The sequence below is a fragment of the Actinokineospora sp. UV203 genome (assembly GCF_056323665.1).
In genome coordinates, this window is record NZ_CM150484.1 from 4,769,139 (window position 1) to 4,789,542 (window position 20,404).

Genomic DNA, 20,404 nt, shown 5'->3' on the forward strand with positions numbered 1-20,404 from the left:
CCATGGCCTCGGTGACAGAGACCGCCAAGAAGGTCGTCGACCGTCCCCTGCGGACACTTGACGACCTCGGCGAACAGCTCTCGTTCTACATCCGCGCGCTCGCCTGGATCCCGCGCGCCCTGCGCCGCTACATGCGCGAGACGATGCGCCTGCTCGCCGAGGTCAGCTTCGGCAGCGGCGCGCTCGCGGTCATCGGCGGCACCATCGGCGTCATGGTCGGCCTGACCGTGTTCACCGGCATCGTTGTCGGCCTGCAGGGTTACGCCGCGCTCGACCAGATCGGCACGGCCGCCTTCTCCGGGTTCGCGTCGGCCTACATCAACACCCGCGAGGTCGCGCCCCTGGTGGCGGGCCTGGCGCTGTCGGCGACGGTCGGCTCCGGCTTCACCGCCCAGCTCGGCGCCATGCGCATCTCCGAGGAGATCGACGCGCTCGAGGTCATGGCGGTGCCCAGCCTGCCGTTCCTGGTGACCACCCGGATCATCGCGGGCTTCATCGCGGTCATCCCGCTCTACATCATCGGGTTGCTGTCCTCATATCTGGCTTCGAGGACGATCACCGTGTACTTCTACGGCCAATCCGCCGGTACGTACGACCATTACTTCAACCTGTTCTTGCCACCTGAAGACGTGTTCTGGTCGTTCGGCAAGGTGCTGATCTTCGCGATCATCATCATCCTGACGCACTGTTATTACGGATACAACGCCAGCGGCGGCCCCGCGGGCGTCGGCGTGGCCGTGGGCCGCGCGGTGCGGACCACGATCGTCACGGTCGCGCTGGTGAACTTCTTCATCGGCTTCGCGATCTGGGGCACCACGACGACGGTGAGGATCGCGGGATGAGCGGGCGGGAGACCACCGGAAAGGTCATCAAGCGCAGGCTCCTCGGCCTGGGCTTCATCGTGGTGATCGCGGCGCTCGTGTCGCTGAGCATCGCGATGTACAACAAGGCGTTCACCCCGGTCGCGAAGGTGTCGCTGACCACGGACAAGGTCGGCAACCAGCTCGCGGTGCACTCCGACGTCAAGGTCCGCGGCCTGATCGTCGGCGAGGTCCGCAAGATCACGCCGACCAAGGACGGCGCGACGCTCGACCTTGCGATCAACCCAGAGATGATCGACGTCATCCCGCGCAACGTCTCGGCCCGCTTCTTGCCGAAGACCCTGTTCGGCGAGCGCTACGTCTCGCTGCAGATCCCCGAGGAGATCGACGAGCAGGCGCTGCGCGCGGGCGACACGATCAAGCAGGACCGTTCGGTCCGCGCGGTCGAGCTGGAGCAGGCGTTCGAGAACCTCCTGCCGGTGCTGCAGGCGGTGCAGCCGCAGAAGCTGTCGAGCACGCTCTCCGCGATCTCCACCGCTCTGCAGGGCCGCGGCGACGATCTCGGCAAGTCGCTGGCCGACCTAGGAGAGTTCGTCGGCGAACTGAACCCGAACCTGCCGAAGCTGCGTGAGGACCTGCGTCTGCTGGCCTCGGTCAGCGAGACCTACGGCGACGTCACGCCGGACCTGGTCCAGGCGCTGACCGACCTGACGGTGACGTCGAAGACCGTCGCCGAGCAGCGGGCCAACCTCGACGCCCTGTTCGCCACCGCGACCACCGCCTCGCGTGACCTGGAATCGTTCCTGCGGGCCAACTCCTCGAACCTGATCCAGCTCGCCGACACCTCGCGGCCCACGCTGGAGGTCCTCGCGCGGTACTCCCCGGAGTACCCGTGCCTGCTGCAGCTGATGACCGAGGCCGTCGCCCAGGTCGACACCACGCTCGGCAAGGGCACCAACAAGCCCGGTCTGCACGCCAACATCGAGGTGACGGTCAACCGCGGCGCGTACAAGGCCGGTGTGGACGAGCCGCGCTACGACGAAGACCGCGGTCCGCGCTGCTACGACTTCACCCAGTTCCCGAATCCGTTCCCGCAGGCACCGCCGGACGGCCCGCTCCAGGACGGGTCGAGCTTCCCGTCACCTGGCCGCTCGTCGTCGGACGGCCTGCTGCCGCCCGCGAACACGACGCAGTACACGGCGCCCAGCGCCGCTGGCGGCGAAGACGGTGTGGGTCTTGGACTGCCCAACTCTCCCGGGGAGATCGCGTTCGTGTCGCAGCTGCTCGCGCCCGGCATGGGCGTCGAACCCGACCAGGTCCCCAGGTGGAGCACGCTGCTGCTCGGCCCGGCGTTCCGCGGCGCGGAGGTGAGGTTCGAATGAGGGGAATGGCCGCTCCGCTGATCAAGCTGGCGCTGTTCATAGTGATCACCATCGCCGCGACCGGTGTGCTCGCGATCAGCATCGCCAACACGAACCTGAGCTCCACGAACTCCTACTCGGCGCGGTTCTCCGACGCGACGCTGCTGCTTCCCGGCGACGACGTGCGCATCGCCGGTGTGCGGGTCGGACAGGTCGAGGAGGTCTCGATCGCCGACCGCAACCAGGCCGAGGTCAAGTTCTCCGTCGCCGCCGACCGCAAGCTGCCCGAGTCGGTGATGGCGCAGATCAAGTTCCGCAACCTGGTCGGCCAGCGCTACGTCTCGCTGACCCAGGGCGCGGGCTACGACCCGAACTCGGTGCTCGACCCGGGGGAGTCGATCCCGCTGGAGCGCACCCGCCCGGCGCTCGACCTCACGGAGCTGTTCAACGGCTTCAAGCCGCTGTTCCAGGCGCTCTCGCCCGACGACGTCAACAAGCTGTCGTACGAGATCATCACGGTCCTGCAAGGCGAGGGCGGCACGGTGGAGAACCTGTTGGCCCACACCGCTTCGCTGACCACGACGATCGCCGACAAGGACGCGGTGATCGGCGAGGTGATCACGAACCTCAACGGCGTGCTGGGCACGGTCAACAGCCGCGGCGAGCAGCTCTCGCAGCTCATCGTGCAGATGCAGCAGCTGGTCAGCGGCCTGGCCGAGGACCGTGAGCCGATCGGCGACGCCATCGAGGCGATCGGCGGCCTGGCCACCACGACCACGGGTCTGTTGCAGGAGGCCCGCGAGCCGCTCAAGCAGGACATCGCCGCGCTCGGCACGTTGACGAAGAACCTCAACGACAACGAGAAGACGGTCGAGCACTTCATCCAGTTCATGCCGACCAAGCTCGGCACCCTGACCCGCACCGTGAGCTACGGCTCGTGGTTCAACTTCTTCCTGTGCGAGGGCTCCGGTGAGGTCAGCGTGCCCGGTCTGATCAGCCACCCGATCAACATCACGCCGCTGCCCGCGACCCAGGAAAGGTGCCTGTCATGAAGCCTTTCCGGTCACGCAACCCGATCCCGATCGGCATCGTCAGCATCCTGGTGATCGCGCTCGCGCTGGTCGCCGCGGTCAACTCCGACGACCTGCCGGTCATCGGCGCGGGCACCAGCTACAGCGCCGAGTTCAGCGAGGCGTCCGGCATCCAGGCCGACGACGAGGTCCGCATCGCGGGCATCAAGGTCGGCAAGGTGTCCGATGTGGAGCTCGACGGCGACAAGGTGTTGGTCACCTTCAAGATCAAGGACGCCTGGATCGGCGACCGCACCCGGGCCGAGATCAAGATCAAGACCCTGCTGGGGCAGAAGTACCTGTCGCTGGAGCCCGACGGCTCCGAGGTCCTCAACCCCGACGTGCGCATCCCGCGCGACCGGACGATGGCCCCCTACGACGTCCTCGAAGCTTTCCGCGGCCTGGCCGAGACGGTCAACGAGGTCGACACCGTTCAGCTCGCCAAGAGCTTCGAGGTGATCTCGGAGACCTTCGCCGACACGCCGGACGAGGTCAAGGGCGCGCTCAACGGCCTGCAGTCCCTCTCGCGCACCATCTCCTCGCGCGACAAGGAGCTGGCGACGCTGCTGAGCAACACCCGGCAGATCAGCCAGACCCTCGCCGACCGCGACACCGAGGTGGCCAAGCTCCTCTCCGACGGCAACCTGCTGCTCGGTGAGCTGAACAGCCGCAAGAAGGCCATCTCCGCGCTGCTGACCGGCACCAAGACGCTCTCGCAGGAGCTGCAGGGCCTGGTTTCCGACAACAACGGGCAGCTCGGCCCGGTGCTGCAGAGCCTCGACCAGCTCACCGCGATGCTGCAGCGCAACCAGGACTCCCTCGCCGAGGGCATCAAGAAGTTCGGGCCGTTCGCCCGGCAGTTCAACAACGCGATCGGCAACGGCCGCTGGTTCGACAACTACATCTGCGGGCTGCTGCCGCCCGCGTTCGGCCCGCTCAACCAGTCCGGCTGTCTGGGGGACCCGTCATGAGCAGTTTCTCCACGAAGCTGGGCAAGGACGCCGCCCGGACAGTCGCGATCGTGTGCGTGCTCGGCCTCGTCATCGCCGCCGCGCTGTGGTGGCTGCTGAAAGAGGCGAGCGAGAAGCGCTACACCGCGATGTTCCCGGGCACCGTCGGCCTCTACGAGCACAACGACGTCCGGGTGCTCGGTGTCCAGGTCGGCACCGTCGAGTCGGTGACGCCCAAGGGCGACATCGTCGAGGTGACGATGCTCGTCGACCGCGAGGTCAAGATCCCCGCGGACGCCAAGGCCGTCATCGTCGCCCCGTCGCTGGTCTCGGACCGCTACGTCCAGCTCACCCCGGCCTTCACCGGCGGCGAGCTGATGGCGACCGGCACGGTCATCCCGCGCGAGCGGACCGCCGCGCCGCTGGAGGTCGACGACCTCTACGCCAGCCTCAGCCGGGTCAGCCGCACCCTCGGCCCCAACGGGGTCAACAAGGACGGCGCCCTGTCCGACCTGCTCAACACCCTCGCCAAGAACCTCGACGGCAACGGCCAGGCGGTCAACGACACGGTCACCGACCTGAGCAAGCTGACGTCGACGCTGTCGGGCAACTCCGAGGACCTCTTCGCAACGGTCGACAACCTGCAGAAGTTCACGACGACCCTCGCGGGCAGTGACGACCAGGTCCGGCAGTTCAACCAGCAGCTGGCCGAGGCCGCCAGGTTCCTGGCCGGCGAGCGCGGCAACCTCGCCGCGTCGGTCGACCAGCTCGGCATCGCGCTGACCACGGTCCAGCAGTTCATCAACGACAACCGCGGCCGGATCAAGTCCAATGTGGACAAACTGGCCACGGTCACCCAGGTGCTCGTCGACCAGCGGGCCGCGCTCGCCGAGACGCTCGACATCGCGCCGCTGGCCCTGAGCAACCTGGTCAACACCTACAACGCTGCGTCCGGCACCACCGACGCCCGCGCGAACATCAACGAGCTGACCCAGCCGCCGATCGTCACGGTCTGCAAGCTGGTCCGCCAGGGCACCCAGGGCGCGCTGCCGCCCGCCCTCGCCGATGTGTGCGACCAGCTCGCGCCGATCGTGCAGGGCGCGGTTCCGCTGCCGTCGCCCGCCCAGGTGATCGACGGACTCCGCAGCGGCCACATGCCGTCCCTGCCGCTGCCGATGGCGGGCGACCCAGTCGGATCGGGAGGGGGGAACTGATGACCACCAGGATCAAGCTCGCCGGCGCGGTCACCACCGCGGTCGCGGCGGTGTCGCTGTCCGGTTGCGGGTTCACCGGCATCTACGACCTCCCGATGCCCGGCGGCGCCGACCTCGGCGACCGGCCGTACACGGTCAAGGTCCAGCTCCGCGACGTCCTCGACCTGGTCCCGCAGTCCGGGGTCAAGGTCAACGAGGTCACCGTCGGCCGGGTCGACAACATCACGCTGGCCCCCGACGGCTGGACCGCCGAGGCCACGCTGCTGGTCAACGGCGATGTCGAGCTGCCCGCCAACACGCTGGCCAAGCTGCGCCAGTCCAGCCTGCTCGGCGAGAAGTACATCGAGCTGGGCTCGCCGCCCGGCGGCAAGGCCGAAGGCGTGCTCGCCGACAACGCGTTCATCCCGGTCGAGCGGACCAACCGCAACACCGAGGTCGAGGAAGTCCTCGGCGCACTGTCGCTGCTGCTCAACGGTGGTGGTGTCGAGCAGTTGCAGAGCATCACCAAGGAGCTCAACAACGCGCTCGCGGGCAACGAGACCAACATCCGCGCGCTGCTCGACAACGTCAACGTGATGGTCACCGAGCTCGACGCGGGCAAGGCCGACATCACCCGGGCGCTCGACGGCATCAACCGGCTCGCCAGCACGCTCAACGCCCAGCGCGACCAGATCGCGGGCGTCATCGACAACATCGGGCCCGGCCTCAAGGTGCTCACCGACCAGCGTCAGCAGCTGGTGACGATGCTGCAGAGCCTCGACTCGCTCTCGGGCATCGCGGTCGACACCGTCAACAAGAGCCAGGCCGACCTCGTCGCCGACCTCAAGGCGCTCGCGCCGACCCTGCAGAAGCTGGGGGAGGCGGGCAACAACCTGCCCAACGCGCTGGAGCTGCTGGTGACCTACCCGTTCACCGACCAGGCCGTGAAGGGCGTCAAGGGCGACTACTTCAACCTCTACGCCACGCTCGACCTGAACCTGGGCGAGATCGTGAACAACCTCGGTCGCAGCAGGCAGAACCCGCTGCAGGACCTCCACCTGCCCGGCGGTCTGAGCGGCGGCCAGGACGGCGTGCCCGGCAACGCCCCGCCGGTGTTGCCGCTGCCGCAGCTCAACAGCGGCCAGTCCACGCCGGTGCAGCCCGGTTCGCCGCAGTCCGGCGGCGGCATGGGCGGCATCTTCGACGTGCTCCTCGGAGGCGGTTCCTGATGCTGACCAAGACCGTCCGCCTCCAGCTCGTGGCGTTCTTCGTGATCGCCGTGGTCGCTGTCGTCTACGCGGCGTTCCGCTTCACCGACCTCGGCCGCGTCTTCGGCGCCGACGGGTACCGGGTCAAGATGGACCTGGTCCAGTCCGGCGGGATCTTCACCAACGCCGAGGTCACCTACCGCGGTGTCAACGTCGGCCGGGTCGGTGAGATCAAGCTGACCCGCGAGGGCATGCGCATCGACCTCGAGATCGAGCCGTCCGCCCCCGACATCCCGGCCGACCTCGACGCCGTGATCGCCAACCGGTCCGCGGTCGGCGAGCAGTACGTCGACCTGCGCCCGCGCAAGGCCGGTGGCGAGGTGCTCAAGGAAGGCTCGGTCATCGCGGCCGACCGCACCAAGACGCCGATCAGCACCGACGAGGTCATCCGCGACCTCGACAACCTGGCGACCTCGGTCCCCACCGATTCGCTGCGCACGGTCGTCGACGAGCTGGAGCGCGCGTTCTCCGGCACCGGCGACGACCTGCAGGTCCTGCTGGACAACCAGATGGCGTTCACCCAGGCCGCCCGCGAGCACCTGCCGCAGACGATCAAGCTGATCGAGGACGGCTCGATCGTCCTCAACACGCAGATGAAGCAGTCGGGCAACATCAAGTCCTTCGCGGGCGACCTCAAGGCGCTCTCCGCGCAGCTGCGCGAGTCCGACCCGCAGATCCGCACGCTGATCGCGGCCACGCCCGGCGCGGCCGACTCCATCACCGGCCTGCTGCGCGAGTCGGGCAACGGCCTCGGCGCGGTGTTCGCGAACCTGCTGACCGTCTCCAACATCATGGTCAGCCGCACGGACGGCCTCGAACTGGCGCTGGTCGCGTATCCGCTGGTCGCGGTGGGTCCGAAGACCGTCATCGACGAGAAGGGCCAGACCCACCTGGGCTTGGCGCTCAACCTGTTCGACCCGCCCCCGTGCACCCGCGGCTACGAGGGCACCGAGCGCCGCGACGGCAACGAGACGGGTCCCGCGCCGGTGAACGAGCAGGCTTACTGCGCCGAGCCGGTCGGCAGCCCGATCAACGTGCGCGGCTCCGCGAACGCGCCGTTCGGCGGCAAGCCGGTCGAGCCGACGCAGGAGCAGCTGGCGGCCAACCAGAACCGCGACTCCGAGCAGCTGCACGAGCTCGCGACGAACAGCATCCCCGGCACGGTGACCCAGCCCGGAATCGGCGGTCTGTCCAGCCTGGCGGGCCTGCTGGGCCTGCCCGCCTGACCGTTTCGCACCCGTCTACCCTGGAGTGTCATGACCAGCACGGACCCTGAGATCGACGACGTCACCGACGAGCAGCCCCCGCGCAGGAGGCTGAACCCGTTCGTGCTCGTCGCCCTCGGTCTGGTGGTCGTGAGCGCGGCCGCGGCGGTCTGGTTCGGCGTCGCCTGGATCAAGGCCGCCAACGACGACGACCTCGAGCTGTCGCGGATGCGCGACGAGGTCACCCGGGTCGGCGAGCAGGCGATCATCACGTTCAACACCCTCGACTACCGCAAGGTCGACGAGGATCTCGACCGGTGGCTCAACGCCTCGGTCGGCCCGCTGCACGACGAGGTCGTCGGCAGGCGCGAGAGCAGCAAGACGGCCATCCAGCAGGCCAAGACGGTGACCAGCGCGCGGGTGCTCAAGTCCGCGGTGACCGATCTGCGCGACCGTGAGGGCAAGGCGGTCCTCATCGCCGCCATCCGGATCGACGTCACCCCCGACGGCAAGCCGACCACGTCCAAGTACCAGCGCATCCAGGGGTCCCTGGAGCGGACCGACGCGGGCTGGAAGCTCAGCGGCGTCGGCTTCGTCCCGTTCACCCCCGCCTCCTGATCGCCGAGAGGACGTCCACACAGTGCCCACGCCCCCGTCGCGCCGCCGCCCGGTAACGCCCCCGACGACGCCCGTCCGCCGCCCCAAGGTGGCGGGCCTGCACCGGCCGCACCAGGACGCCGAGCAGGCGGACAGCAAGATACTCGAGCCCACGGACCCGACCGCCGAACCGTCCACAGCCCAGCCGAGTGATCCACAGCCCACCGAGCAGGCCCGGAAAACCCCCGCCACCCCGATAGACTGGGCAGGGGCCGTCCCCCCGGAGAGGGTGGGGGCTGGTCGGGGTTCGGTCGAAGCTGAAAACGCCGCCGATGAGTCCACTGTGGCGGATGGTGACGAGTCGGGCGACGTCGATGTCGTTAGCCCCGCCGTGCTGGGAGTCGACCAGGATGCCGCTGACGTGCCCTCCCCGCGGCCCTCGGGCAAGCGCCGGGCCACCGGAATCCGCGCCCCCCAAGACCTCGCCGCCGCCGAACGCGGCCGAGACGCCGATGATGACGACGCCGTCGACGAGCGGTCGCCGGAAGAGGTGGCCGCCGCCGCCCGCAACCGGTCCATCAACCTCGCCATCGCCCTCTCCGTGGTCGCCCTGGTGCTCGCCGGGCTGGCCCTGTGGTTCCGCGGCGAGGCCAACTCGCTCACCGGCGGCGCCGACGGCACCAACCACGCCCTGACCGACAGCGCCGCCACCAGCGAGGTCCAGGGCAAGCTCACGGTCGCCATCGAGAAGACCCTGTCGTACAACTTCACCGGCCTCGACGCCACCGCCAAGGCCGTCAAGGACAACCTCGCCGGCAACGCCGTGTGCGAGTACGACAAGCTGTTCGGCCAGCTCAAGGAGCTCGCGCCTGCCCAGAAGCTGGTGCTGACGACCAAGGTCCGCCAGCTCGGCGTCACCCGGCTCGACGGCGACACGGCCGACTTGTTGGTCTTCGTCGACCAGTCGACCACCCGCACCGATCAGAACCAGACCACCGCCAGCGGCGCCCAGTTCGGCGTGCGCGCGGAGAAGATCGACGGGACCTGGAAGATCACCGATTTCGACATGCTTGATCAGCCACTACCCGACGGCAAGCCCGCGCCAACGTGCTGAGTCCCTGCTTGTAGCAGGCAAGTTTCCCCAGGTCAAGCGGCTATCTGTGAACGGCATGGCGCTGCTGCAAAAGTGGATTCTCAGGCGTGGCATCTTGACTACGCGACCGTCCGGGGTCACGCTGATACCCAGCACGTACTGAGCGGGAGGACCGATTGAGCGGCGGGCCTCGACAGTCGCCCATTTAGTGGCTAGACTGCCCCTTTGTGCTGCCCACTTTCCGCACGCCCTTTGCCAAGAGCTAGGATGTTGGGCACGACGGCACCCTTGACAGGCGCGTATTCCGCTTGCTAGCGCGAGCAGAGCATGTGACTGTCAACCGCTCATAGTCCTGGAAGGACGCATCTTGGCAGTCTCCCGCGCGACCAAGGCCACTGCTGCGACCAACTCCGCCACTGCTTCGAACTCGGGTATCCCGGGAGCGCCCCGTCGGGTCTCCTTCGCGAAGATCCGCGAGCCCCTGGGAACGCCCAACCTGCTGGACCTGCAGATCCAGTCGTTCGAGTGGTTCACCGGCAACGAGATGTGGTTCCAGCGCCGCATCGATGCCGGTGACGAGAACCCTGTCGGCGGCCTTGAGGAAGTCCTCAACGAGATCTCCCCGATCGAGGACTTCTCCGGCTCCATGTCACTGTCCTTCTCCGACCCGCGCTTCGACGAGGTCAAGGCCTCCGTCGAGGAGTGCAAGGACAAGGACATGACCTACGCCGCGCCGCTGTTCGTCACGGCCGAGTTCACCAACAACACCACTGGCGAGATCAAGAGCCAGACGGTGTTCATGGGTGACTTCCCCGTCATGACCAACAAGGGCACGTTCATCATCAACGGCACCGAGCGTGTCGTTGTGTCGCAGCTGGTCCGTTCGCCCGGTGTCTACTTCGACACCGCGATTGACAAGACCACTGACAAGGACGTCTTCAGCGTCAAGGTCATCCCGAGCCGCGGCGCGTGGCTCGAGTTCGACGTCGACAAGCGCGACACCGTCGGTGTCCGCATCGACCGCAAGCGCCGTCAGCCGGTCACCGTGCTGCTCAAGGCCCTGGGCTGGACCACCGAGGCCATCCGCGAGCGGTTCCACTTCTCCGAGACGCTTCTCGCGACGCTGGAGAAGGACCACACCGCGGGCACCGACGAGGCGCTGCTCGACATCTACCGCAAGCTGCGCCCGGGCGAACCGCCGACCAAGGAGAGCGCCCAGACGCTCCTGGAGAACCTGTTCTTCAAGGAGAAGCGCTACGACCTCGCCAAGGTTGGTCGCTACAAGATCAACAAGAAGCTTGGCCTCGCGATGCCGACGAACACCGGCGTGCTGACCGAGGACGACATCGTCACCACCATCGAGTACCTGGTCCGCCTGCACGCGGGCGACACCTCGATGGTCTCGGGCGAGGGCGAGAACCAGCGCGAGATCCCGGTCGAGGTCGACGACATCGACCACTTCGGCAACCGCCGCCTGCGCACCGTGGGTGAGCTGATCCAGAACCAGATCCGGGTCGGCCTCTCCCGCATGGAGCGCGTGGTCCGCGAGCGGATGACCACTCAGGACGTCGAGGCGATCACGCCGCAGACCCTGATCAACATCCGCCCGGTCGTCGCCGCGATCAAGGAGTTCTTCGGAACCTCCCAGCTGTCGCAGTTCATGGACCAGACCAACCCGGTCGCCGGCCTGACGCACAAGCGTCGGCTCTCGGCTCTGGGCCCCGGCGGTCTGTCCCGTGAGCGCGCGGGCATGGAGGTCCGCGACGTCCACCACTCGCACTACGGCCGCATGTGCCCGATCGAGACGCCGGAAGGCCCGAACATCGGCCTGATCGGCTCCCTGTCGAGCTACGCGCGGGTCAACCCGTTCGGCTTCATCGAGACCCCGTACCGCAAGGTCGTCGAAGGTCAGGTCACCGACCAGATCGACTACCTGACCGCGGACGAGGAAGACCGGCACGTCATCGCCCAGGCGAACGCGCCGCTCGACGACGAGAACCACTTCGCCGAAGAGCGCGTGCTCGTCCGCAAGCGTGGCGGCGAGGTCGAGTTCATCGAGCCGTTCGACGTCGACTACATGGACGTCTCGCCGCGCCAGATGGTCTCGGTCGCGACCGCGATGATCCCGTTCCTCGAGCACGACGCCGCGAACCGTGCCCTCATGGGCGCGAACATGCAGCGTCAGGCGGTCCCGCTGCTGCGCAGCGAGTCCCCGCTGGTCGGCACCGGCATGGAGCTTCGCGCCGCGGTCGACGGCGGCGACCTGGTCACCGCCGCGAAGGCCGGTGTCATCGAGGAGCTCTCCGCCGACTTCATCACCGTGATGGCCGATGACGGCACCCGCCAGACCTACGGGATGCACAAGTTCCGCCGGTCGAACCAGGGCACCTGCATCAACCAGAAGCCCATCGTCGCCGAAGGCGAGCGGGTCGAGGTCGGACAGGTCATCGCCGACGGGCCGTGCACCGAAGACGGCGAGATGGCCCTCGGCAAGAACCTGCTCGTGGCGATCATGCCGTGGGAAGGCCACAACTACGAGGACGCGATCATCCTGTCGCAGCGCCTCGTGCAGGACGACGTGCTCACCTCGATCCACATCGACGAGCACGAGATCGACGCGCGCGACACCAAGCTTGGCGCCGAGGAGATCACCCGGGACATCCCGAACGTCTCCGAGGAGGTCCTCGCGGACCTCGACGAGCGCGGCATCATCCGCATCGGCGCCGAGGTCGGCGCGGGCGACATCCTCGTCGGCAAGGTCACGCCCAAGGGCGAGACCGAGCTGACCCCGGAGGAGCGCCTGCTGCGCGCCATCTTCGGCGAGAAGGCCCGCGAGGTCCGCGACACGTCGCTGAAGGTGCCGCACGGCGAGACCGGCAAGGTCATCGGCATCCGCGTCTTCTCCCGTGAGGACGAGGACGAGCTGCCCCCCGGCGTCAACGAGCTGGTCCGGGTCTACGTGGCCCAGAAGCGCAAGATCCAGGACGGTGACAAGCTCGCGGGCCGCCACGGCAACAAGGGCGTCATCGGCAAGATCCTGCCCGTCGAGGACATGCCGTTCATGCCGGACGGCACTCCGGTCGACGTCGTGCTGAACACCCACGGTGTTCCGCGTCGTATGAACATCGGTCAGATCATGGAGTCCCACCTCGGGTGGATCGCCAAACAGGGTTGGTCCATCGAGGGCCACCCGGACTGGGCGAAGAAGATCCCCGAGGAGCTCTTCGAGGTCGAGCCCGACACGAACACCGCCACGCCGGTGTTCGACGGCGCCCGCGAGGACGAGATCACCGGTCTGCTCGGCTCGACGCGGCCCAACCGCGACGGCGAGCGCATGGTGGGCTCGGACGGCAAGGCGACCCTGTACGACGGTCGCAGCGGCGAGCCGTACCCGTACCCGGTCTCGGTCGGCTACATGTACATCCTGAAGCTGCTCCACCTGGTCGACGACAAGATCCACGCGCGTTCGACCGGCCCGTACTCGATGATCACCCAGCAGCCGCTCGGTGGTAAGGCGCAGTTCGGTGGCCAGCGCTTCGGTGAGATGGAGTGCTGGGCGATGCAGGCCTACGGCGCGGCTTACACGCTGCAGGAGCTGCTGACGATCAAGTCCGACGACGTGCTCGGCCGCGTGAAGGTCTACGAGGCCATCGTCAAGGGCGAGAACATCCCGGAGCCGGGCATCCCGGAGTCCTTCAAGGTGCTCCTCAAGGAGCTCCAGTCGCTGTGCCTCAACGTGGAGGTGCTGTCCTCGGACGGCGCTGCCATCGAGATGCGCGACGGGGACGACGAGGACCTGGAGCGCGCCGCCGCGAACCTGGGCATCAACCTCTCGCGCAATGAGTCGCCGTCCGTGGACGACGTCGTCAATTAACCTCGCTGCCGCCGCCGGGAGGAACCGGAAACTCCTCCCGGCGGGCAGGCACTGATCCCCCCATTTACGTGCTGTAACCAAGAAGGGGAGAAGGAACCGACGTGCTGGACGTCAACTTCTTCGACGAGCTCCGCATCGGCCTTGCGACCGCAGACGACATTCGTCAGTGGTCCTTCGGTGAGGTAAAGAAGCCCGAAACGATCAACTACCGCACCCTGAAGCCGGAGAAGGACGGGCTCTTCTGCGAGAAGATCTTCGGTCCGACCCGGGACTGGGAGTGCTACTGCGGCAAGTACAAGCGCGTGCGCTTCAAGGGCATCATCTGCGAGCGCTGTGGTGTCGAGGTCACTCGCGCCAAGGTTCGCCGTGAGCGCATGGGCCACATCGAGCTCGCCGCGCCGGTCACCCACATCTGGTACTTCAAGGGTGTCCCGAGCCGCCTGGGCTACCTGCTCGACCTCGCGCCGAAGGATCTCGAGAAGATCATCTACTTCGCCGCGTACGTGATCACTTCGGTGAACACCGAGCTGCGCCACAACGACCTGCCCACGCTCGAGAACGAGATGGGCGTCGAGCGCAAGCAGGTCGAGAACCGCCGCGACGCCGACATCGAGGCCCGCGCGCAGAAGCTCGAAGCCGACCTCGCGCAGCTTGAGGCCGAGGGCGCCAAGAGCGACGTCCGCCGCAAGGTCAAGGAGGGCGGCGAGCGGGAGATGCGCCAGCTCCGCGACCGCGCCCAGCGTGAGCTGGACCGGCTCGACGAGATCTGGTCGACCTTCACCAAGCTCGACATCAAGCAGCTCATCGCCGACGAGATGCTCTACCGCGAGCTCATCGACCGCTACGGCGACTACTTCACCGGGTCCATGGGCGCCGAGGCGATCCAGACCCTGGCGCGCGACTTCGACGTCGACGCCGAGGCCGACATCCTGCGCGACACGATCCGCAACGGCAAGGGGCAGAAGAAGCTCCGCGCGCTCAAGCGGCTCAAGGTCGTCGCGGCGTTCCAGGCGACCCGCAACTCGCCCATGGGCATGGTGCTCGACTGCGTCCCGGTGATCCCGCCGGACCTGCGGCCGATGGTCCAGCTCGACGGTGGCCGCTTCGCCACCTCCGACCTGAACGACCTGTACCGCCGCGTGATCAACCGCAACAACCGCCTCAAGCGACTGATCGACCTCGGCGCGCCCGAGATCATCGTCAACAACGAGAAGCGGATGCTGCAGGAGGCCGTCGACGCGCTGTTCGACAACGGCCGCCGCGGTCGCCCGGTGACCGGACCGGGCAACCGCCCGCTCAAGTCGCTGTCCGACCTCCTCAAGGGCAAGCAGGGCCGGTTCCGCCAGAACCTGCTCGGCAAGCGAGTCGACTACTCGGGCCGTTCGGTCATCGTCGTCGGCCCGCAGCTCAAGCTGCACCAGTGCGGCCTGCCCAAGGCGATGGCGCTCGAGCTGTTCAAGCCGTTCGTCATGAAGCGGCTGGTCGACCTCAACCACGCGCAGAACATCAAGTCCGCCAAGCGGATGGTCGAGCGCGCGCGCCCGGCCGTGTGGGACGTGCTCGAAGAGGTCATCACCGAACACCCCGTGATGCTGAACCGTGCGCCCACGCTGCACCGTCTCGGCATCCAGGCCTTCGAGCCGCAGCTGGTGGAAGGCAAGGCCATCCAGCTGCACCCGCTGGTCTGTGAGGCGTTCAACGCCGACTTCGACGGTGACCAGATGGCGGTCCACCTGCCGCTGTCGGCCGAGGCGCAGGCCGAAGCCCGCATCCTGATGCTGTCGTCGAACAACATCCTGTCCCCGGCGTCGGGTCGCCCGCTGGCGATGCCGCGTCTGGACATGGTGACGGGTCTGTACCACCTGACCCGCCTCAAGGACGACGGTCTCGGCGCCGGGCACGCGTACTCCTCGCCCGCCGAGGCGATCATGGCCTACGACCGCAAGGTCCTCGGCCTGCAGTCCATGGTGAAAATCCGCATCTCGGACCGGACCCCCGGCCCCGGCATGCAGCCCGAGGACTGGGCTCCCGGTCAGCCGTGGCTGGCCGAGACCACCCTTGGTCGCGTGCTGTTCAACGAGCTGCTCCCGCCGGACTACCCGTTCATGAACGAGCCGATGCCGAAGAAGCGTCAGGCCGCGATCGTGAACGACCTCGCGGAGCGGTACCCGATGGTCAAGGTCGCGCAGACGCTGGACAAGCTCAAGGACGCCGGCTTCTACTGGGCCACGCGTTCGGGCGTCACCATCGCCATGTCCGACGTCATCGTGCCGCCTGCCAAGGTCGGGATTCTCGAGGAATACGAGAAGAAGGCCGACACCGTCGAAAAGCGCTACCAGCGTGGTCAGCTCTCCGCCACCGAGCGGAACAACGAGCTGGTCAAGGTCTGGAGCAACGCGACCGAAGAGGTCGCGAAGGCGATGGAGGACAACTACCCCGACGACAACCCGATCCCCACGATCGTGAAGTCGGGCGCGGCGGGCAACATGACCCAGATCCGTCAGCTCTCGGGCATGAACGGTCTGGTCACCAACCCGCGTGGTGAGTTCATCCCGCGACCGATCAAGGCCAACTTCCGTGAAGGCCTGTCGGTGCTGGAGTACTTCATCGCGACGCACGGTGCCCGCAAGGGTCTGGCCGACACCGCGCTGCGTACCGCCGACTCGGGTTACCTGACCCGTCGTCTGGTGGACGTCTCGCAGGACGTCATCGTCCGCGAGGTCGACTGTGGGACCACCCGCGGCATCGTGATGACGCTGGGCGACCCCATCGAGGGTGGCAAGGTCCTGCGCGACCAGCACGTCGAGACCAGCGTGTACGCGCGCTGCGTCGCCGACGAGGTCAAGGACTCCGAGGGCAACGTCCTGCTCAACCGGGCGGACGACCTGGGCGACCCGGCGATCGAGAAGCTGCTGGAGTCGGGTGTCTCGAAGGTCAAGGTCCGCTCGGTCCTGACCTGCGAGGCCGCGGTCGGCGTCTGCGCCACCTGCTACGGCCGTTCCATGGCGACGGGCCAGCTCGTCGACATCGGCGAGGCCGTCGGCATCGTGGCCGCGCAGTCCATCGGTGAGCCCGGCACGCAGCTGACGATGCGTACCTTCCACCAGGGTGGTGTGGCCGGAGACGACATCACCACCGGTCTGCCGCGTGTGCAGGAGCTGTTCGAGGCCCGCGTCCCCAAGGGCAAGGCCCCGATCGCCGACGTCGACGGCCGCGTGCGCATCGAGGACGGCGACCGTTTCTGGAAGATCACCCTCACGCCGGACGACGGCAGCGAGGAAATCATCTTCGAGAAGCTGTCGAAGCGTCAGCGGCTCGCCTCGACCCCGACCGGACCGCTCGCCGACGGCGACCACGTCTCGGTCGGCCAGCAGCTGCTGGAAGGCACCCGCGACCCGCACGAGGTCCTGCGAGTCATGGGCCCGCGCGAGGCGCAGATGCACCTGGTCGAGGAAGTCCAGAAGGTCTACCGCGCCCAGGGTGTGTCGATCCACGACAAGCACATCGAGGTCATCGTCCGGCAGATGCTGCGCCGGGTCACGATCCTCGACAGCGGCACCGCCGAATTCCTGCCCGGCGCCCTCATCGAGCGCGCCGTGTTCGAAACGGAAAACCGCCGCGTCGTGGGCGCCGGTGGCGAGCCCGCCTCGGGTCGCCCGGTCCTGATGGGTATCACGAAGGCCTCGCTGGCCACGGACTCGTGGCTCTCGGCCGCCTCCTTCCAGGAGACGACCAGGGTCCTGACCGACGCCGCGATCAACGGGCGCAGCGACAAGCTCGTGGGTCTGAAGGAGAACGTCATCATCGGTAAGTTGATCCCGGCTGGTACGGGCATCAACAAGTACCGCAACATCCAGGTCCAGCCGACCGAAGAGGCACGAGTGGCGGCTTACGCCATCCCGTCCTACGACGACGGCTACTACACGCCGGACGTGTTCGGCGCGGGCACTGGTGCGGCGGTTCCGCTGGACGACTACGACTTCGGCCGCGACTACCGCTAAGAGCTGAAACACCGAAGAGGCCCGGAAGCTGTTGCTTCCGGGCCTCTTCGGTGTTTCCTAGCCCTTGCGGATCTCGGCTGTGGAAAGCCCGCGCACTCCCCAGTCGGTGAGCGCGACGTCGTCGATGATCACGTGGGTCAGCGCCGGGTCTTTGTCCAGCACCTCGACCAGTAGATCCGTCACGCCCTTGATCAGCAGCGCCTTCTCCTCCACCGTCGCGCCTTCGGTGATCTTGATGTTCACGTACGGCATCAGGCCCTCCCGCCCACGTAGCCGCCGTCCACGTTCAGCACGTGGCCGGTGACGAAGCCCGCGTCCGCCAGGTACAACACGGCCGCGGTCGTGTCGGACACCTCGCCGACCGAGTTCAGCAGGGCCAGGCCCGCCAAGTCGTCCACATTGATCCCGTCGTGCAGAGGTGTCCGGATGATGCCGGGTGCCACCATGTTCACGCGGATGCGCTCGGGCGCGAGTTCGGCCGACAGGCTCACCGTCAGCGAGTGCACCCCGCCCTTGGCGGCCAGTGGCGCCGACGCGGGCACGCCCGACTTGGCGTGGTCGACGAAGACGGTGCCGATGTTGACGATCGCGCCGCCATTGCCTTGGGCGATCATCCGGCGGACCACGGCCTGGGTGACCAGGTACGTGCCCCGGAGGTTGATCGTCAGGTACTGGTCGAGCTCTTCCTCGGTGACCTCGACGAAGGGCTTGACGCCGAAGATGCCCGCGCTGTTGAGGAGCAGGTCGACCCCTCCGAAGCGGTCGACGGCCGCGGCGACCAGGGCCGCGCCGGTCGCGGCCGAGCCGATGTCGCCCGCAACGGCGGCGACCTGGGTGGGGGAGCCGAGGTCGGTGGCCGCGGCGGCGAGCTTGTCCGCGTCGCGGGCGTTGATGACGACGTTTCCGCCTCGCTTGACGTATTCGCGGGCGACATCGAGGCCGATGCCGCTCGATGCTCCGGTGATGATCGCGGTGGTCATGGGACTCCTATCAGAACAAGACGACCAGTCGTCTTGGAATTGGGGCAAAAAAGAGACCGGCTTACGGCCGGAAGTAACCGTCGAGCAGCCTGCGCAGGCACTTGTGCAGCGGTTCGACCGACCGCTCCACCTTCATTCGGATCACGGCGCCCTCCCAGGATTCGATGAGCATGTCCGCCAGTTCGGCGGCGTCCTCATCGGCCCGGACGAGCCCGAGTCCCTGCGCGTCGGCTATGGCGTCGCGGACGCCGTCGCGCCAGTCCAGGAAGGCGGTGAACAGCGCGGACCGGCAGGCCTCGCTCTCGTCGAGTTCGCCCGCGAGGTTGGCCAGCAGGCAGCCGCCCTCGAATCGGGTCCGCTCGAACTCGGCGGCCTGGCCCTGAAAGAAAGCCCGCAGGCCTGTGACTGGATTAGGCGCGTTCTCCAGGGCCGCGGCCAGGCTCTCGGCGGTGCATCGCTGGGTGTGCTCGATCGTGGCCACGGCGAGCGCTTCCTTGCTGGGGTAGTAGTTGTAGAACGAGCCTTTGGGGATCTCGACGCTGTCGAGCAGATCCTTCAAGCCCGTGCCGTGGTAGCCCTGCCGAAGGAACGCGTGCGTGCTCGCTTCGAGCAGCCGCTTGCGGGTGCCCTCACTGAGTCGCGGTCGCGCCATGCCCCGAACAATACGACCAGTCGTCTTGGAACGCAAGCGTGCGGGCACCGTCCAGCCCACTTTCATCGACGGTTCACTCAAGGCCCGTGCCACCCCCTCGTGTGTGGCGATCGGACCCCTAACAACGTCGTGGTCCATTGACCCTCATTCGTGCGCTCCGTCACTCTCCGAGAGTCCTGTCGCTCGGATCAGTGAGGTGCCGTGTGAACCGACGCTTGGCCCGACTCTTATCCACCCTCCCCATCCTCGCCGCCGCCATCCTGTCCACCCTCGTGCTCACCGCCGCCCCGGCCCAGGCCGACGGCTGCTACACGTGGGGCCGCACCCTGTCCGAAGGCATGTCCGGTGAGGACGTGCGCCAACTCCAGATCCGCGTCGCCGGCTATCCCGGCTACGGCGGAGTCGTCGCCCTCGACGGCCAGTTCGGCCCCGGCACCAAGTCGGCGGTGACCAGGTTCCAGCAGGCCTACGGACTCGGCGCCGACGGGATCGCGGGCTCCGCGACCTACAGCAAGATCTACGCGCTGCAGGACGACGACTGCACCCCGATCAACTTCTCCTACGCCGAGTTGAACCGCTGCAACAGCGACTGGTCGGGCGGCGCGGTCTCCGCGTCGACGGCGAAATTCAACGCCAGGGTGACGATGTGGAAGCTGCAGGCGATGCGCCACGCCCTCGGTGACCAGTCGATCACCGTCACCAGCGGCTTCCGTAGCTACGCGTGCAACAACGCGGTCGGCGGCGCCTCGGACAGCCGTCACCTGTACGGGGACGCCGCGGATCTCGGCTCCGGCCCGCACTCACTGTGTCGCCTGGCACAGCAGGCCCGCAGCCACGGCTTCACGGGCATCCTCGGGCCGGGCTATCCGGGCCACAACGACCACACGCACCTCGACGGCCGCTCCAGCCGATTCTGGTCGGCGCCCAACTGCGGCATCTGACCTGGGAAAACCGGGCCGCGACGGGCCGACACGCCACCTGTGTCGGCGCGTCGCGGCCCATTTCATGAGATCGACTGGACGCCCCGACTACCATCGGAACAAGTGCCCCCACTGGGTTGACACAGTGCGCGTCCCTGGAGTTGAGAGTCGTAAAGGGACCCCGATTTGTCCCCGCGCCCGTGGGGAAGGTATCTTTGCTACTCGCGCCCGACCCATGTCGGGTCGATCCGTGTGCCTGTGCCGCGCGGTCCGCGAACTGGATGGTCGTTTACCCGATCGCCACGAAGCGGGCTCCTGTCAGTCACGCCGGAGTTCCTTCCGAACCCCGCTGGGATGTTTCACTCCCGCGTGGGGTGCTGCCGGGAACGGGCGACACGCCCGACCTCGGGGGACGGGCG

General features: G+C 67.5%; 15 protein-coding genes. 12 read left to right on the forward strand and 3 right to left on the reverse strand.

Translation table 11 applies throughout. The features are described from left to right. The first annotated feature begins 2 nt into the window (after positions 1-2). The 11 genes from ACUZ2Y_RS22915 to ACUZ2Y_RS22965 all read left to right on the forward strand — a co-directional run bounded on the left by ACUZ2Y_RS22915 (position 3) and on the right by ACUZ2Y_RS22965 (position 17,433). Complete coding sequence (locus ACUZ2Y_RS22915; protein ID WP_476322105.1) at positions 3-842, forward strand: MlaE family ABC transporter permease; 840 nt, start codon at positions 3-5, stop codon at positions 840-842. Then, positions 839-2,203, forward strand: coding sequence for an MCE family protein (locus tag ACUZ2Y_RS22920; protein ID WP_476322108.1), 1,365 nt, complete (start codon positions 839-841; stop codon positions 2,201-2,203). The genes ACUZ2Y_RS22915 and ACUZ2Y_RS22920 overlap by 4 nt, the downstream gene beginning before the upstream one ends. Next, positions 2,200-3,234: an MCE family protein gene (locus tag ACUZ2Y_RS22925; protein WP_476322111.1), complete on the forward strand. Its 1,035-nt coding sequence runs from the start codon at positions 2,200-2,202 to the stop codon at positions 3,232-3,234. The genes ACUZ2Y_RS22920 and ACUZ2Y_RS22925 overlap by 4 nt, the downstream gene beginning before the upstream one ends. Next, on the forward strand, positions 3,231-4,223 hold the full coding sequence (locus ACUZ2Y_RS22930; protein WP_476322114.1) for an MCE family protein: 993 nt from the start codon (positions 3,231-3,233) through the stop codon (positions 4,221-4,223). Before ACUZ2Y_RS22925 ends, ACUZ2Y_RS22930 begins: the two co-directional genes overlap by 4 nt. After that, positions 4,220-5,416, forward strand: coding sequence for an MCE family protein (locus ACUZ2Y_RS22935; RefSeq protein WP_476322116.1), 1,197 nt, complete (start codon positions 4,220-4,222; stop codon positions 5,414-5,416). Before ACUZ2Y_RS22930 ends, ACUZ2Y_RS22935 begins: the two co-directional genes overlap by 4 nt. Continuing rightward, entirely contained in the window at positions 5,416-6,624 is a 1,209-nt protein-coding gene (locus ACUZ2Y_RS22940; RefSeq protein ID WP_476322119.1) for an MCE family protein, read from the forward strand. The genes ACUZ2Y_RS22935 and ACUZ2Y_RS22940 overlap by 1 nt, the downstream gene beginning before the upstream one ends. After that, the gene (locus ACUZ2Y_RS22945; protein WP_476322122.1) at positions 6,624-7,889 is read left to right on the forward strand and encodes an MCE family protein; all 1,266 of its coding nucleotides are present in this window, start codon (positions 6,624-6,626) and stop codon (positions 7,887-7,889) included. Before ACUZ2Y_RS22940 ends, ACUZ2Y_RS22945 begins: the two co-directional genes overlap by 1 nt. Before the next feature lie 30 nt (positions 7,890-7,919). After that, positions 7,920-8,486: a hypothetical protein gene (locus ACUZ2Y_RS22950; protein ID WP_476322125.1), complete on the forward strand. Its 567-nt coding sequence runs from the start codon at positions 7,920-7,922 to the stop codon at positions 8,484-8,486. 322 nt (positions 8,487-8,808) lie between these two features. Continuing rightward, positions 8,809-9,579 carry a hypothetical protein gene (locus ACUZ2Y_RS22955; RefSeq protein ID WP_476322128.1) on the forward strand — a complete coding sequence of 257 codons (771 nt, stop codon included), beginning with the start codon at positions 8,809-8,811 and terminating at the stop codon, positions 9,577-9,579. A 346-nt stretch (positions 9,580-9,925) separates the two neighbouring features. Continuing rightward, positions 9,926-13,432: a DNA-directed RNA polymerase subunit beta gene (rpoB, locus tag ACUZ2Y_RS22960; protein ID WP_476322131.1), complete on the forward strand. Its 3,507-nt coding sequence runs from the start codon at positions 9,926-9,928 to the stop codon at positions 13,430-13,432. A gap of 101 nt (positions 13,433-13,533) precedes the next feature. Further along, on the forward strand, positions 13,534-17,433 hold the full coding sequence (locus ACUZ2Y_RS22965; RefSeq protein WP_476322133.1) for a DNA-directed RNA polymerase subunit beta': 3,900 nt from the start codon (positions 13,534-13,536) through the stop codon (positions 17,431-17,433). Between the two features lie 57 nt (positions 17,434-17,490). Here the strand turns inward: ACUZ2Y_RS22965 and ACUZ2Y_RS22970 are convergent, their stop codons facing one another. The 3 genes from ACUZ2Y_RS22970 to ACUZ2Y_RS22980 all read right to left on the reverse strand — a co-directional run bounded on the left by ACUZ2Y_RS22970 (position 17,491) and on the right by ACUZ2Y_RS22980 (position 19,065). Then, entirely contained in the window at positions 17,491-17,685 is a 195-nt protein-coding gene (locus tag ACUZ2Y_RS22970; protein ID WP_476322135.1) for a tautomerase family protein, read from the reverse strand. Further along, positions 17,685-18,413: an SDR family NAD(P)-dependent oxidoreductase gene (locus ACUZ2Y_RS22975; protein ID WP_476322138.1), complete on the reverse strand. Its 729-nt coding sequence runs from the start codon at positions 18,411-18,413 to the stop codon at positions 17,685-17,687. Before ACUZ2Y_RS22975 ends, ACUZ2Y_RS22970 begins: the two co-directional genes overlap by 1 nt. Positions 18,414-18,474: 61 nt before the next feature. Then, complete coding sequence (locus ACUZ2Y_RS22980) at positions 18,475-19,065, reverse strand: TetR/AcrR family transcriptional regulator (RefSeq protein ID WP_476322141.1); 591 nt, start codon at positions 19,063-19,065, stop codon at positions 18,475-18,477. 203 nt (positions 19,066-19,268) lie between these two features. Here ACUZ2Y_RS22980 and ACUZ2Y_RS22985 point away from each other — a divergent pair, with 203 nt between their 5' ends. Next, positions 19,269-20,006 carry a D-Ala-D-Ala carboxypeptidase family metallohydrolase gene (locus ACUZ2Y_RS22985; RefSeq protein ID WP_476322144.1) on the forward strand — a complete coding sequence of 246 codons (738 nt, stop codon included), beginning with the start codon at positions 19,269-19,271 and terminating at the stop codon, positions 20,004-20,006. Positions 20,007-20,404: the final 398 nt, after the last annotated feature.